Source organism: Kribbella voronezhensis, assembly GCF_004365175.1.
GTDB lineage: Bacteria > Actinomycetota > Actinomycetes > Propionibacteriales > Kribbellaceae > Kribbella > Kribbella voronezhensis.
The window spans coordinates 2,785,556-2,800,713 of sequence record NZ_SOCE01000001.1; the positions used below are offsets into that span (position 1 = coordinate 2,785,556).

Consider the following 15,158-nt stretch of genomic DNA (forward strand, 5'->3'; position numbering starts at 1 on the left):
GGTACGGGCCCGGCCTGAAACCCTCCCCCACTGCGCCTGGTCGTGAGGGTGGGCCTTGTCCCGCCTCCGCTGCGCCTGGTGTGCGGAGGAGGGCTTTGGTTCCCGCCTCCGCTGCGCCTGGTTCGCGGAGGAGGGCTTTGGTTCCCGCCTCCGCTGCGCCTGGTTCGCGGAGGTGGGCTTTGGTTCCCGCATCCGCTGCGCCTGGTGTGCGGAGGTGGGATCTTGCGCCCTCCCCCGCTGCGCCTGGAATGCGGGGGAGGACGGGTCTGTGGGCTACTTCAGCGCTTCGATCGCCTTCTTCGCGCCGGGGTGCAGCGGCACCGGGTCGGTCTTCTCGGCGTTCTCGATCGTGATGCCCTTCGCGGCCGCGTTCACCTGGACCAGCGCGTCCTTGTTCTCGAAGATGGCCCTGGTGAGCTTCTCGGCGAGCTCGTCGGACATGTTCTTACGGACCAGCAGCACGTTCGGCACGATGATCGTCGCCACATCGGCCGGCTGCTTGTAGGTCGCGGCCGGAATGGTGCCCTGGGCATAGATCGTGCCGTAGGTCTTCTGCAGCGCGGGCAGCAGATCCGTGATCGGGATCAGTTTCACGTCCTTGCCGAGGCTGGTGGTCAGGTCGGTGATACCACCGGTCGGCAGCCCGCCGGACCAGACGAGCGCGTCGATCGAGCCGCTCTTCATCGCATCCACCGACTCCGGCAGGCCGAGCCGCTGCGCGGTGACGTCGCGGGTCGAGTCCAGCCCGGCCGCCTCGAGCAGCCGCCGCGCGATCACCTCGGTGCCGGAGTTGGGAGAACCCGTGGAGACCCGCTTGCCCTTCAGATCGGCGATCTTGGTGATCCCCGAGGAGGCCCGGACCGCGACCTGGGTGTAGTTCGGGTAGAGGCGCGTCAGCGCGACCACGTCCTGCGGTGCCTTGAAACTGTGCTCGCCCTTGATCGCGTCGGCTGCCGTGTCGCCGAGCGAGAACGCGATGTCGTAGTTGCCCGCCACCAGGCCCTGGACGTTCTGCACCGAGGCGCCGGTCTCGCTGGCGGTCGCCCGGTAGCCCTCGACCTTCGACGAGATCACCGAGGCGAGCGCGCCGCCGAGCTGGTAGTACACGCCGGTGGTGTTGCCGGTGGCAATCGTCAGCCGGCCGCCATCGGTACCGGCCTTGCCGCCCTCGGGTTCGCGCTGCCCTCCGCAGGCGACCAGCGAGACGGCAGCGGCCACGGCGACCACGGCGAGGGGAAGACGACGGGTTCTCATGAAGTGGCGGATCCTTCCGTAGCTCCGATCAGGCGCTGCCGCCTGAGGAGATTGATGACGACGGCAACGAAAAGCAAACCGATTCCAACCGCGATGGTTACGGGCGCGAGGTAAAGCAGCAACAGGGCAGCCGGAACACAGAGCAGCCGCTCGACCCAGCCGGTGGCGATCGCGATCCAGCCGCCGGTCACCACCGCGAGCGCGGCGACCGCGAGCATCGAGACACCCAGCGTCCACGCCATGCCGATCCAGCTGCCCTGTCCCAGCAGGTGCGCGCCGTTGTCGGTCAACACGAACGCGAACGGCACCAGGAAGGCCGGCAGCGTGTACTTCCACGCTTGCCACATCGTCGCCATCGTCTTGCCGCCCGTGATCGCGGACGTCGCCACCGCGGCCAGCGCGGTCGGCGGCGACACCTCGGACAGCACCGCGTAGTAGAAGATGAACATGTACGCCTCGGGCTGGGTCACGCCGAGCTGCACGAGCGCGGGCGCGATGATCACCGCCGCGATGATGAACGACGCCGTCACCGGCACGGCCAGTCCCAGGATCAGTACTGCGAACGCGGACAGCACGACGGTCAGGATCAACACGACCGTCGGGTTGTCCGTCAGGCCTTTCGCCGCGTCCACGATGATCTCCGCCAGATTCAGCCCCAGCCCGGTCTGGGTGGTGACGGCAACAATCACCCCTGCCGTCGCACAGGTGGCCGCGACCGGCAGCACCGATCGGGTGCCCTGGGCAAGCGCTTTGAACAGCGGCCCGGCGGTCAGCCGGTGCTCGCGGTCGAGGAACGACAACCCGAACTGGATGATCACCGCGTAGACGACGGCCTTGAACGGCGGGACGTCCACCGCCATGAAGCCGATGATCACGAACAGCGAAAGGAAGTGGTAGCTGAACCGCAGCAGCAGGTGCCGCGCGGATCGGGTGGACGTCTCCGCGTTGGTCGTCCCGTGCTTGCGGGCATCGATCTCAATCGCGAGCAGGATGCCCAAGTAGTAAAGGATCGTGGGGATCGTCGCGTAGCCGAGCACGGTCAGGTACGACACCTGCAGGAACTCCGCGATGATGAACGCGGCCGCTCCCAGCGTCGGAGGCGACAGGATGGCGCCGATACCGGCAGCCGCGAGCATCCCGCCGGCGGGCTCAGGCGGGTAGCCCGCGCGGCGGAGGATCGGCCACGACACGGTGCCGAGCGACACGGCCGTCGCAGTACCGGAGCCGGAGACGCTGCCCAGCAGGAAGCCGGCGAGAGTGACAGTACGGCCGGGCGCAGTACGGCTTCGTTTGAAGGCTGCGAAGGACAGGTCGATGAAGAACTTGCCTGCGCCCGAGTAGTCCAGCACTGCGCCGTAGATCGTGAACAGCACGATGTAGCTGGCCGCGACGCCGAGTGGGGTGCCGTAGAAGCCGGCCGTGCCCATCGTGAACTGGGCAATGATGGCGTCGAAGTTGAAGCCCTGGTGGGCCAGCGACCAGGTGTAGGGGAGGTAGCCGCCGTAGTACGCGTAGGCGATGAACAGCAGGCTGAACGCGGGCAGCACCCAACCCGTAGTACGACGGCATGCTTCGAGGAGCAGTACGAGTAGTACTGCGCCGGCGAGGACGTCGAGGGTGGTCGGGGTCTGGCGTCGTTCGAGGTAGCTGTCGAAGTCGAGCAGCGGGTAGAGGCAGACCGCCAGAGCGACCGCGGCCAGCACCCAGTCGACGATGCCGGGGTTGTCGCTCTCCCTGGTCCGGGCCTTGAAGGGATTCAGGAACGGCGGCACGTGCCAGCCCCGATAGCACAACAAGGTGATCGGGAGGACGGCTGCGAGAAAGATCACTAAATAAAACTGCGTTCCGGCGGAGAGCGGGAAGAAGACCTGCAGCAGTACGCCGATGCTAACCACCGCGCACCACGCCGAGATCACTTGGTCGAGGGCAGGATGCAGCCGCCGGGCAGGCTTTTCCTGCTCGTACTCGGCTAGCTCGGACTCGGAGAGCGCGGCGGCGCCGCCCCCCGTACCAACACCCACAGTCATTGACCGGTTCCCTCCTGTGCTCGAAGGCTAGTGTCGGCGACCACGCCATGGAGTCGCGTGATTACGTCTTTACCAAGATCTGACACACATGTTGCTCTCCTGCCCTACGATCACGGCATGAGTGGCGCCGTCAGGATTCTGCTGGTCGAAGACGATCTCGATATCGCCAACGCACTGATACCCGCGCTGCGGCGTTACGGCCTGATGGTGACCCACGTCCGGACCGCCGCCGACGCGCTCGCAGCCGACCCCGGCGACCTCGTGCTGCTCGACCTCGGCCTGCCCGACGGCGACGGCATCAACGTGTGCCGGCAGATCCGCACGGTGTCCGACGTACCGGTGATCGCGGTGACCGCGCGCGGCGAGGCGGCCGACCGGGTCCGTGGCCTGCGCAGTGGCGCCGACGACTATGTGGTGAAGCCGTTCGCCATCTCCGAGCTCTTGGCCCGCATTGATGCTGTACTACGGCGTACCGGTCTGCTCCAGCCTCGCCCCAGGGTGACGGTCGGCGACCTGACAGTGGACATCGAGGCACGGACCGTGCAGGTCGCGGACAAGCCCATCAGCCTGACCCGCAAGGAGTTCGACGTGCTAGCAGTGCTGGCCGCCCATCACGGCCGGGTGGTACCGCGCGAGCAGGTCGCGCTGTACGCCTGGCAGTCGGTCTTCGAGGCCTCCTCGCGGACGATGGACGTGCACGTCGCCAGTCTGCGGGCCAAGCTCGGCCGGCCGGAACTCGTCCAGACCATCCGCGGCGTCGGCTACCGCTTGGGTTCGGACTGACCGTTGCGTCGTCGCCTGCTGCAGTCCCTCGTCCCGATGGTGATCGTCCTCGCCATCGTCGCTGCTGTGCCGCTGGCCAACTACATCGCGACCAGTGCGTCGCGCACGCTCTTCCTGTCCCGTAGCAACGACGCCGACTGGTTCGCGACGATGGCCGAGTCGCCGCTGCAGACCGGCGACATCGCCAGCCTGCGCGAACTCGCCGTCCGGTACCACGAGCTCTACAACACCCCGGTCTTCGTCGTGGACGTCGACCGCCGGGTCATCGCGACCTCGCGCTCCGGCGTCGACGTGCAGGAATCCGACCTGGACGCCGCTCTGGACAGCACGCTGGCCGGCCGGCTCCCCGCCGAACCGCCGGCGCTGTGGCCGTGGCGATCGGGTGAGATGGTCGTTGCGCGGCCGGTCGTGAACAACGGTCGCGTGCTCGGCGCCGCAGTACTGCGGGTGCCCACCGAGAAAGGCCGCGACCAGGTCGAGCGTGGTCTCCTGCTGCTGCTCGGTGGTCTGCTGATCAGCATCGGCGCCGTTGTCATCGGCATCGTCCGCCCGGTCACCCGCTGGGTACTGCGGCCGCTCAACGACCTCGACAACGCGACCCACCAGGTCACCCGCGGTGCTCTCGACACCCGCGTCTCCACCGACGGCCGCGCCCCCGAGCTGCGCCGCCTCGGCGACAGCTTCAACTCGATGGCACTCAGCCTCCACCAGGCGCGACAGCGCGAACGCGAGTTCGTCGCCGACGCGTCCCACCAGCTTCGTACGCCGCTCACCTCGGCCCGGATCCACATCGAAGGTCTCTCCCGGCTGTCCCCGACGGCTCGCTTCGCCCTCAGCGACATCGACCGGCTGGGCCGCATCGTCCAGCGACTCTCCCGGTTGGCAGGCTCCGACCGCCCGGGCGACATCGAGGGCAGCGACGACGCGCTCGACCTGGCCCAGGCGGTGAAGGAACGGCTCGTCGGCTGGAAGGCCGTGTACGCCGCCGACGACCTCGAACTGATCATCGGCGAGATGGTCCCCGGTGGTGTCGCCCCCGAACTCGAGGTCGACGACATCCTCGACGTACTGCTGGACAACGCCTCCAAGTACGGCGCACCTCCGGTCGAGGTGTCTGTCACCCGCGACGGCACCGAGGTCGTTCTCTCCGTTCGCGACCACGGCCTCGGCCTCGGCTCCCGCGACCTCAAGAAGGTCGGCGAACGCTTCTGGCGCAGCGCCCACCACCGCGAGATGCCCGGCACCGGCCTCGGCCTCGCCATCGTCCGCTCCGAAGCAGCCCGAGTCGGCGGCCGCGTAGTCGCCCGCCCCCCAGTCGGCGGCGGCCTGGTCATCGAAGTCCGCGTCCCCCTCATCGAGGACTACGACATCTAGTACTACGAACAGCCCCCCACGCAAGCTCCTACGTCGCTCGCTCCCACCCACCCGAAGACGCGGCTCCTCCGTCGCCGCTGGATGAAAGCGGCGTGATGCCCGGCAGCACCTGTCGCCCGACTGCACCACCGTCGCCCATCCCACCTACCCGAGCACGCGGCTCCTCCGTCGCCGCTCGGCTGAAGCCGGCGCGATGCCCGACGACACCTCTCGCTCGGCTACTCCGACACACCTACCGAGCGCGCGGCTCCTCCGTCGCCGCTCGGCTCAAGGCGGCGTGATGCCTGGCAGCAGCGCTCGCTCGGCCATCCCCGACATCGCTTGCCACACCTGCCGACTACGCGACTTCTCCGCCGCCGCTCAGGGCTCGAGGGGGATCAGGTCTGTTGCCACCCTTTAGTGGTCGGATCCGTGGATTCCGTTGACGGGCTGGTTGAAGATCTGTTCGGCGAAGGCAATTCGCAGCGTCGGTCCTCGTTCGTCGCAACGGACCATCACGTACTCGATGCGTCTCGGTGGGATTCGGGACCAATCGGCGTATTTCACGATCATGGGATTCTCCGACGTGAAAGTGTGACCCGGTTCGCCCGGACGGCACATTTCCCATACGTCCTGATAATGCACGCTCAGGTCACCGAGCGGCTGTCTTCCGGTCAGGAACCGGATGCTGCTCGTTTCTGGCCGCGCATCGAAATCACCAGCAAGCACGACGTGAACTCCGGGACGGTCCGCCACCCGTTCCTCGATCCGGCGAGCGTGGCGCGGCCGACTCCCTCCCGGGCGCGCGCCGCCCCTGGTGAAGGACGTGACAGCTGTCCCCGAACAACTCCCTCACCTGATCCGCCCCATCCCCCACGACTGTCCTGAAGGACGACCAGATCGGGATCGAGCTCATCGAATCCAGCACGCAGGACCTCCCGCCGAGCCGGGCCAATCGCCGTACGGGCCCCAGATATTCAACGTCGCGACTCTGATCCGGTCGCTCATCTCAAGACTCCCTTCGACGTGAAGAGCAGTTAGTCCGCCGTGAAGAGGGCTGCGTTGAGGAAGTCGGGGCCGAAGGTGCCGTCTCGGTCGTCGCGGACCCGGCGTAGTTCGACGGGCTTCAGTGGTTGGAAGATCGTCCGGAGGTCGTCGAGGGTGAACGCCATGCCGCCGGCGGTGTCGCCGCTCAGAACGATCTGCTGGTCGGTGGGGGTCTCCATCTGTTCGCCGGCGAAGGCGACGATGCCGAAGCGGCCGCCGGGGCGTACTGCGGGCAGGATCCGTTCGAGGTAGGTGATCCGGCGGTGCGGCGCGATGTGGTGGAAGCAACCGGAGTCGTAGACCACGTCGTACTGGCCTGCCGGGAGTGGGTCGTGCAGAAGGTTCAGCGCGGTGAGGGTGACGGCGTCGGGCATCGTCGGCTGGACGTGTGCCAGCAGAGGCGCGGCGAGGTCGATGCCGTCGACCGTCGCGCCTTGCTCGGCGAACCACCGGCTGTTGCGCCCCGCACCACAGCCAATGTCCAGCACCCGGGCGCCGGAGAGATCTCCGAGCAGCCCACGGTCGTGCCAATCGACCAGCGGTTCGTCCGGCAGCGGCGTGGCCAGCGGATGTCCGGGCGTGGTCAGCAGTTCGGTCCAGTACTCGGCAGCGGATTGATCGGATCGGTCTCCACGGTCACTCGCTGCCACTGAATGGTCGAGAATTTCCAGCAGCTGGTCGACCGTATAAATGCGCGCGTTGTCTACGGGATTCACTGTCGAATTCTACCTTTTGAAACGCCCGGCCGAGCGTGCAATCCGGCTCTCAGATGTGATTGTTGCGATACCAGCGTTCGGCTGCGGGGTGCAGGGGAATCGGCATCGTGGCGATCGCCGAACGGGCGTCCAGGGACCCTGCTTCTTCATGGAACTGCATCAGGTCGGCCTGACGGCGGAACAGGGTGTTGAGGGTCCACCAGGCCCAGGAGTCGGACAGGCCGCGCCTGGCCAGCAGGTAGTTCGGTACCGCGAGGGTCGGTACCGAACTCGACAGTTGGTAGATCGAGGGCGGGATGGAGGACAGGATGTACCCGCCGAAGCGCCGCAGGGCGATCTGCTCGGCGATCTTGCCGATGTCCACGAGCCGGAAGCCGATCGTCGACTGCAGGTCCTTGATCGGGTCGGTCGGCAGGCCGCCGCTCCAGATCAGCGCGTCGATGCCGCCCGGTTTGGTCGGCTCCTTGGCCCGCAGGGTCAGCCTGGCGACCGCTGTCTCGAGGTCGAACTTCCGCGCCTTCACTTTGACGTTGGCGGCCTCGAGGATGCGCTCGGCGATCACCCTGGTGCCGGAGTTGTCCGGGCCGATGTTGACTTCCTTGCCGGCCAGTTGCTCGATCTTGAAGATGTCCGAGGCGGTCGGTACGACGATGTGCACGTAGTTGTCGTACGTCCGGGCCAGCGCGGTGAACCGCAGTACGCCGGAGATGAAGGCGCCCTCGCCCTCCCAGGCGTCCAGCGCCGAGTCCGACAGGCTGAACCCGAGGTCGGCGGTCCCGCTGTGCAGCATTCTCAGGTTCTGGATGGAGCCGGCTGTCGGGAAGGTGGTCATCGACACCCCGGTGACCTCGGTGACGAGCTTGGCCAGCCCGTCGCCGTACTTCTGGTAGACGCCGCCGGGGTTCCCGGTGGCCAGTCTGGCCGGGCCGGCCGGGGCGGGTTCGTCGGAGCGGCCGCGCGAACAACCGGGTGTCACCAGGGCGGCCGCGGTGGCTGCCCCCAGTCCGAGCACACTCCGGCGATTCAGCAGGCGGGGACGATCCATGGGAACAACCTAGAGGGCAGCCGGTCCCCACCGGTAGTCGCTCCGCTGCGACCCGCGCCACCGTCACCGGGCCGCCTGCGGACGAGCCACTACCGCGCGTACGCGAGCGAACAGGTCTGGACGGGCCCCCACCTGGTGTGACAGCGTTGTCAACACACTCGGCCGTGAAGGCCGCGCCTACCCACTGAGCACCACCCCGTCATCGGAGGATGATTTCGTGCACGACGACCGTCAACTCATCGAGGAGCGGCTCCAGCGCGCCCTGCGGGAGCGGATCCGCCCCGCGATCTACGGCGCGGCCGTCCCGCTGGACATCAAGGTGTGGCATGCGCCCGGTGAGCCGGTGTCCCCAGCCGAAGCGCTGGCGGCCAGCTACGAGCCCGCCGAGATCGGCCTGCCCTGGGGTGCTCCGTGGGGCACTGCCTGGTTCCACTTCAGCGGCCAGGTGCCGGCCGAGTGGGCCGGCAGCGAGATCGAGGCCGTCATCGACCTCGGCTTCAGCGGCGGCCCCGGCTTCTCCGCGGAGGGCCTGGTGCACACGATCAAGGGCGTCCCGCTGAAGGGACTGCACCCGCGCCAGACCTACGCGCCGCTGTCGATCCTCGGCCCGGACGGTACGGCGGCGTCGCCCGGCGACTCGATCGAGTTCTACGTCGAGGCGGCCGCCAACCCCGAAGTACTGGGCTGGAACGCGTTCGCGCCGATCTCCGCCGACCTCGGCGCCAAGCCCGAGCCGGGTGGCAAGCCGATCTATCAGCTCACCCGGGCCGACCTGGCCGTCTTCAACGCCGAGGTGTGGGACCTGATCCTCGATCTGGAGGCGCTCAACGGTCTGCAGCAGGAACTGGCACCGCAGGAGCCGCGCAGCCGCGAGATCCTCCGCGCGCTGAGCCGCGCCCTCGACGTACTGGACTACGAAGACGTCGCCGGTACTGCGGCTGACGCGCGCGCCGAGCTCACCGACGTACTGAGTCGCCCCGCACACGCCAGCGCTCACCAGATCTCCGCGGTCGGCCACGCGCACATCGACTCGGCGTGGCTGTGGCCGCTGCGCGAGACCCGCCGCAAGGTGGCCCGCACGGTCTCCAACGTCGCGACGCTGGCCGAGGAGTACCCCGAACTCGTCTTCGCGTTCTCGCAGGCGCAGCAGCACGCGTGGGTGAAGGAGAACTACCCCGAGATCTGGGAGCGGCTGAAGAAGGCCGTTGCCGAGGGCACCATTGTTCCGGTCGGCGGGATGTGGGTCGAGTCCGACACGAACCTGCCCGGCGGCGAGGCGCTGGCCCGGCAGTTCGTGCACGGTAAGCGGTTCTTCCTGGACGAGTACGGGATCGACACGCAGGAAGTGTGGTTGCCGGACTCGTTCGGCTACACCGCGGCGCTGCCGCAGCTGGTGAAGCTGTCCGGTTCGAAGTGGTTCCTGACCCAGAAGATCTCCTGGAACCAGAAGAACAAGTTCCCGCACCACACCTTCTGGTGGGAGGGCCTCGACGGCACCCAGGTGTTCACCCACTTCCCGCCGATCGACACCTACAACTCCGACCTGTCCGGCCGCGAACTGGCCCGCGCGCAGCGCAACTTCGCCGAGAACGGCGCGGCGACCCGTTCGCTGGCTCCGTTCGGGTACGGCGACGGCGGTGGCGGCCCCACCCGTGAGTTCATCGCGACCGCCCGTCGGGTGGCGAACCTGGAGTCCTCGCCGCGGGTGACGATCGAGTCGCCGACCGAGTTCTTCAGTGCCGCGCAGGAGGAGTACCCGGAAGCGCCGGTCTGGTCGGGCGAGCTCTACCTGGAGATCCACCGCGCGACGTACACCTCGCAGGCCAAGACCAAGCAGGGCAACCGTCGCAGCGAGCACCTGCTGCGCGAGGCCGAGCTGTGGTCCACGGCGGCCGTGGTGGCCGGCAAGCTGGACAGCTACCCGTACGAGGAGCTGGACCGGATCTGGAAGGCCGTGCTGCTGAACCAGTTCCACGACATCCTGCCCGGCAGCTCGATCGCCTGGGTGCACCGCGAGGCCGAGGCGACGTACGCGAAACTGGCCGAGGAGCTCGAGGCGATCATCGCCAAGGCCCAGCAGGCGCTGGCCGGCGAAGGCTCGAACCAGGTCGTCTTCAACGCAGCGCCGCACACCCGCGAGGGCGTCCCCGGCCTCGGCGCCGGCATCACCACCGGTGCGGGCCAGGCCGCCACGATCGACGGCCAGGTCCTCGACAACGGCCTGATCCGGGTCACCGTCGACGACCGCGGCCTGATCACCAGCCTGTACGACGTGGCCGCCGACCGCGAGGTGATCGCACCGGGCACCGCCGCAAACCTGCTGCAGCTGCACGTCGACACCCCGAACCAGTGGGATGCCTGGGACGTCGACTCGTTCTACAAGAACACCGTCCGCGACATCACCGAGGTCGACACCGTCGACTACTCCGTCGAGGACGGTGTCGCCACCGTCGTGGTGAAGCGGTCCTTCAACCGGTCCAGCGTCACCCAGACGCTGCGGCTGCGGCCCGGCGCCAAGCGGGTCGACATCGAGACCGCGATGGACTGGCACGAGTCGGAGAAGTTCCTCAAGGCGGCGTACCCGGTGGACGTGCACGCCGATCGGTCCGCCTCGGAGACCCAGTTCGGGCACATCTTCCGGCCGACCCACCAGAACACCTCCTGGGACGCGGCGAAGTTCGAGATCGCGGCGCACCGCTGGGTCCACGTCGGCGAGCCCGGCTACGGCGTCGCGGTGGTGAACGACTCGACGTACGGGCACGACGTCAACCGCACCGCCCGCGAGGACGGCGGCACGACGACCACGATCCGTACGTCGCTGATCCGGGCACCACGCTTCCCCGATCCGCAGACCGACCAGGGTCTGCACGTCGTCAACCACGCGCTCGTGGTCGGCGCCGGGATCCCGGAGGCGATCGAAGAGGGCTACCGGATCAACCTGCCGGAACGCGTCGTCACCGGTGCCACCGGCGCCGACCCGATCGTTGCCATCGACAACGGCAACGTGATCGTCGAGGCGGTCAAACTGGCCGACGACCAGTCCGGCGACGTCGTAGTCCGCCTCTACGAGTCCTCCGGCGGCCGCTCCCGCGCCACCATCACCCCCGGCTTCAAGGCCAGTGCGGTCACCGAGGTCGACCTCCTCGAACGCACCCTGTCCGAGCACAACCTCGCGAACGGCGCAGTCGCCCTCGAACTCCGCCCGTTCCAAATCCTCACCCTGCGCTTCACCCGCGCCTGACCCCAACAGCAGGGCCGCCCCGTCCCGGGCGGCCCTGCTGTCATTAACCCCGTCCAGCCCACGCCTCCAAACGAACTACGCCGTGAGGCGATCTGCTTCCGTCAGAAGGAGATCGCCGAAGGGCTGGAAGCCGATGGTGCAGGCGTAGACGCCGCTGACGACTCGGTGGATGGTTCCCCATTCCCAGATGGCGGTGGCGTCCACGCCGGTGCGAGAAGCCAGTTGCTCGGTCCGCGTCCAGAGGTCATCGCCGAGGTCCGGGTTGCACCGCACGATGGTGCCGAGATCGCACGCCGGCTCGGCCCGTAACCCGGCTGGATCGATGAGCTTGTAGCTGCCGTCAGCCGCCTGCAGCGCGTTCATCTCGTGGATATCACCATGGACCAGAACCGCGGACCGATCGTCGTGGGCAAGGCGCCGACTGTTCATGCAATTCAGCGCGTCCGCCACAGTGGCCGGCGAACACGGTCGCCCCGCCTGCTCCCAGAGCTTTGGTAGCCGATCGGCGTACTGCTCAGCCAGGTTCGCGCCGGTTGGAAGGTCGATGTCGGGACCCACCGGACGCCACAGGCGAACCGCCACTTCGCACAGCAAGGCGTGGCGACTTGCAGGGTCGGCGACGACGTCGTACATCGGAGCCCCAAGCCGCTCCAGCAAAAGGGCTTGCCGACTCAAGTCTTCGCCCAACAGCTTGGCGCATCCCCCTCCGTTGGCCAGGCGCAACGCCATGGCCTCCGGCCCCACGTCCCGACCTGGCACCCCGATCTTGAGGACCGCCGGAGTTCCGTCGACCAGCGTCACCTCGACGACCAGGGCGGCGTGACCACCAGCGAAGCTGGACCCGATCATCAGAGACCATTCCTGAGCCAGCGAGTCGACCACACCAGGCAGCTCGTCCAGCCAGGATTCATTCCCGTCGGCGATGACCGTCTTGCGGACCTGGTCAGGGATGTCGAGGCTCACACCGCCAACCTAGTATTCCGGCCGCGGTTGCTGATCAGCCGAGTTGGGCTCTCCGACGGTGGCGGTGGTGGTGTGGACGCCACCTGACGTTCACCGAGCTGACGTAGCGTGGAAGGGACGCCGGAGGTGGGAGGTGGCATGACGACGCCCTTGCTGGGATCGCGCACGCTCGATCGGGAGACGGCCAGGTCCCTGCCACCCGGGTCGCGGTTGCCGACGCTGGTTCAGACTTTTCTGTTCGCCGGGCATCGCAAGACCTTCTTCCCGCGGCTGAGAGCCCGGTACGGCGATGTCTTCACGATCCGTCTCGTCCCGGGCAGCCGGGTGGTCGTGGTGCTCAGCCGGCCCGAGCACATCCGGGAGGTGTTCGGCTCCTCGCCGAAGGTGATGCACGCGGGCGAGGGCAACACCGTGCTCGCTCCGATCATGGGGCAACATTCGCTGCTGCTGATCGACGACGACGATCACGCCCGGATGCGCCGCCAGCTGATGCCTGCCTTCAACGGCAGCGCCTTGCGCGGCTACAGCGAGATGATCGCCCGCCTGGCGCGTGCCGAGGTCGGCAACTGGCCGACCGGCGAACCGTTCAAGCTGCACGAGCGAACGCGCACCCTGACACTCGAGGTCATCCTGCAGGTCGTCTTCGGCGTCACCGACCAGGACCGGCTGGCCCAGCTCCGGCCGCTGCTCGAGCGGATCGTCGCGGTCCGTCCGATCATCATGCTCGGCGGCTTCTATCCCCGGTTGCTGCGGATGCGACCCTGGCGTACCTACCTGGAGATCCAGCGCGAGGTCGACGCGATCCTGTACGACGAGATCGCGACCCGCCGCGCTCAGGAGAACCTTGCCGAGCGCAACGACGTACTCTCTCGTTTGCTTGCCGCTGGCATCTTGTCCGACGTCGAACTCAGAGATCAGTTGGTCACCCTGCTACTGGCCGGCCACGAGACCACGGCGACAGCGCTGGCCTGGGCGTTCCACGAACTGGCGAGGGATCCGGAGTTGTTGCAAGCCGGGCAGCGAGCCGCCGACGAGGGCGACGACGACTACCTGGAAGCGATCACGAAGGAGTCGATGCGGCTGCACCCCGTCGTGTACCAGGTAGGCCGCCGCATCACCGAGACCGTAGAGATCGCCGGCTACCGCCTACCGCGCGGGACGACGCTGATGGCCGCAATCGGCCTCGTACAGAGCAACGAGCAGCACTTCCCCGGTGTCTCCGAATTCAACCCCGACCGCTTCCTAGGCGCGAACCCGCCCGCACCAGGCACCTGGATCCCCTTCGGCGGCGGCGCCCGCCGCTGCATCGGCGCCGGCTTCTCGTTGCTGGAGGCCACCGAAATCCTCCGCGCCGCCCTGACCCGGTACGACGTCCACGCACCCCGCCCCGAACCAGAAAAAGCCCAGCCACGCAACGTAACCCTGGTCCCGTCCCGCGGCTGCGAAATCACCATCACCCCGCGCTAACCAGCCGAGGTTGTCGAACCCACGCCGGCACCTACGAGCGCTCCTGCCTCGCGTCCTTCGTCGCCTGGCTCCCACCCGCCCCGGGTCGCCGAACCCTGTAGCCGCTGGCTTGCAGCCGACCTAGACGATGGTTGCCAATGGCGCATCGAAGACTCCTGCTATACCTAGGGCGTGACAGCTGCCGAAACGACTGCGATCGCCGGGAAGGTCGGATCGCTGCTCGGCAAGACTGCGGCGGCCTGGCATACACCTGCGTTCGGGCTGTCGGCTGCGGACCGGGTCGTCGTCACGTTCAGCGATGACAGCGCCGCGTTTGTCAAAGGGGCGACGACCGAAGAGACCGCGGGCTGGCTGCGCAACGAGCACAGGATCCTCGATCACCTGCGAGGCACCGGCCTCGCTCCCGAGGTTCTCGGCTGGCAGGACGACGGCACCGGACAGCCATTGCTGGTGACGGAGGACCTGTCCGCCGCCTACTGGCCGGCGGCCGGCGCCGAGGATCCGGGCGGCGGCACGTCGACGGTCTGGCGACCCGGCGACATCGACGTTCTCCGCCGCACGCTCGACCGTTTGAGCCGAGCGTCGCTGCCTGCCGAGCTGCCGCGGACGACCAGCTGGCCGGGACCACAGTGGCCGCGCGTTGTCGAGCTGGCCGACCGGCTTGTCGATGTCGGTGTCGTCGTCCCCGGCTGGCTCGAGGCGAATGCCGAGACCCTAACCGCCATCGACGCGGAGGCGGACACCACTCTCGAACTCGGTGCGTACCTGGTGCACGGCGACGTCCGCAGCGACAACGTGTGCATCCTCAGCAAAGCCGGCGAGCGCGAAGGTCGCCTCGTCGACTGGTCGCACGCCGGCGCCGGCCACCAGTTGCACGACCTCGTGCAACTGCTCCCCACGCTGCACCTAGAGGGTGGTCCGCCGCCGTGGCAGGTGTGCATCGAACCCGCACCCCTCATCGCGAGGCTTGCAGGGCCATCGCTGCAGCGCGCCTGCGTGAGCGAGCAGCCAGATTGGCTCCGTCAAGTGTTCATCGACCTCGCGTCGATCAACCTGAAGTGGCTGGCAGCGGCCCTCGGGCTGCCACTGCCCGTGCCGGATCAACCCACGCCCGGTTGACCGCTCTGGTTCCTGCCTCGCTTGGACGCACTCCGATCCCGGTTCGTACCCCTGGCGGCGAGCACCAGCCATGAGGTGCTCGCCGGGAGGAGTCATTTCCGATCAGAGGTCACGATGCGCCGCCTACCTGCGACCTCAGCCAG

11 protein-coding genes are annotated in these 15,158 nt (G+C 67.8%); 5 read left to right on the top strand and 6 right to left on the bottom strand.

Features of this window, described 5'->3' with window-relative positions:
• Nucleotides 1–273 precede the first annotated feature (273 nt).
• The gene (locus tag EV138_RS12645; protein WP_133978906.1) at nt 274–1,254 is read right to left on the bottom strand and encodes a TAXI family TRAP transporter solute-binding subunit; all 981 of its coding nucleotides are present in this window, start codon (nt 1,252–1,254) and stop codon (nt 274–276) included.
• Nucleotides 1,251–3,281 carry a TRAP transporter permease gene (locus EV138_RS12650; RefSeq protein WP_133978908.1) on the bottom strand — a complete coding sequence of 677 codons (2,031 nt, stop codon included), beginning with the start codon at nt 3,279–3,281 and terminating at the stop codon, nt 1,251–1,253. The genes EV138_RS12645 and EV138_RS12650 overlap by 4 nt, the downstream gene beginning before the upstream one ends.
• Nucleotides 3,282–3,398: 117 nt before the next feature.
• On the opposite strand from EV138_RS12650, the gene EV138_RS12655 reads away from it, so the two are divergent.
• Nucleotides 3,399–4,064 (top strand): response regulator transcription factor, encoded by a 666-nt coding sequence (locus EV138_RS12655; RefSeq protein WP_012918592.1) that lies wholly within the window; start codon nt 3,399–3,401, stop codon nt 4,062–4,064.
• A 3-nt stretch (nt 4,065–4,067) separates the two neighbouring features.
• Entirely contained in the window at nt 4,068–5,438 is a 1,371-nt protein-coding gene (locus EV138_RS12660) for a sensor histidine kinase (protein WP_238158091.1), read from the top strand.
• Nucleotides 5,439–5,834: 396 nt separating this feature from the next.
• Here the strand turns inward: EV138_RS12660 and EV138_RS12665 are convergent, their stop codons facing one another.
• The 3 genes from EV138_RS12665 to EV138_RS12675 form a co-directional block, all read right to left on the bottom strand.
• A complete protein-coding gene (locus EV138_RS12665; RefSeq protein ID WP_133978910.1) occupies nt 5,835–6,173 on the bottom strand; it encodes an exonuclease/endonuclease/phosphatase family protein in 339 nt (112 codons plus the stop codon).
• A 281-nt stretch (nt 6,174–6,454) separates the two neighbouring features.
• Nucleotides 6,455–7,180: a class I SAM-dependent methyltransferase gene (locus EV138_RS12670; protein WP_133978912.1), complete on the bottom strand. Its 726-nt coding sequence runs from the start codon at nt 7,178–7,180 to the stop codon at nt 6,455–6,457.
• 49 nt (nt 7,181–7,229) lie between these two features.
• Nucleotides 7,230–8,225, bottom strand: a complete 996-nt coding sequence (locus EV138_RS12675; RefSeq protein WP_133978914.1) for a TAXI family TRAP transporter solute-binding subunit — start codon at nt 8,223–8,225, stop codon at nt 7,230–7,232.
• A 217-nt stretch (nt 8,226–8,442) separates the two neighbouring features.
• On the opposite strand from EV138_RS12675, the gene EV138_RS12680 reads away from it, so the two are divergent.
• Nucleotides 8,443–11,466: an alpha-mannosidase gene (locus EV138_RS12680; protein WP_133978916.1), complete on the top strand. Its 3,024-nt coding sequence runs from the start codon at nt 8,443–8,445 to the stop codon at nt 11,464–11,466.
• A gap of 75 nt (nt 11,467–11,541) precedes the next feature.
• On the opposite strand, the gene EV138_RS12685 is transcribed toward EV138_RS12680, so the two are convergent.
• Nucleotides 11,542–12,429, bottom strand: coding sequence for an aminoglycoside phosphotransferase family protein (locus tag EV138_RS12685; RefSeq protein ID WP_133978918.1), 888 nt, complete (start codon nt 12,427–12,429; stop codon nt 11,542–11,544).
• Nucleotides 12,430–12,567: 138 nt separating this feature from the next.
• Here EV138_RS12685 and EV138_RS12690 point away from each other — a divergent pair, with 138 nt between their 5' ends.
• Both EV138_RS12690 and EV138_RS12695 read left to right on the top strand, forming a co-directional pair.
• Nucleotides 12,568–13,896 (top strand): cytochrome P450, encoded by a 1,329-nt coding sequence (locus tag EV138_RS12690; RefSeq protein ID WP_133978921.1) that lies wholly within the window; start codon nt 12,568–12,570, stop codon nt 13,894–13,896.
• 171 nt (nt 13,897–14,067) lie between these two features.
• On the top strand, nt 14,068–15,015 hold the full coding sequence (locus EV138_RS12695; RefSeq protein ID WP_133978923.1) for an aminoglycoside phosphotransferase family protein: 948 nt from the start codon (nt 14,068–14,070) through the stop codon (nt 15,013–15,015).
• Nucleotides 15,016–15,158: the final 143 nt, after the last annotated feature.

What these genes read in the sequence shown, in the direction of transcription:
- EV138_RS12650 (WP_133978908.1), bottom strand. Translation starts at nt 3,281, where the DNA reads ATGACTGTGGGTGTTGGTACGGGGGGCGGCGCCGCCGCGCTCTCCGAG.
- EV138_RS12675 (WP_133978914.1), bottom strand. Translation starts at nt 8,225, where the DNA reads ATGGATCGTCCCCGCCTGCTGAATCGCCGGAGTGTGCTCGGACTGGGG.
- EV138_RS12655 (WP_012918592.1), top strand. Translation starts at nt 3,399, where the DNA reads ATGAGTGGCGCCGTCAGGATTCTGCTGGTCGAAGACGATCTCGATATC.
- EV138_RS12645 (WP_133978906.1), bottom strand. Translation starts at nt 1,254, where the DNA reads ATGAGAACCCGTCGTCTTCCCCTCGCCGTGGTCGCCGTGGCCGCTGCC.
- EV138_RS12690 (WP_133978921.1), top strand. Translation starts at nt 12,568, where the DNA reads ATGACGACGCCCTTGCTGGGATCGCGCACGCTCGATCGGGAGACGGCC.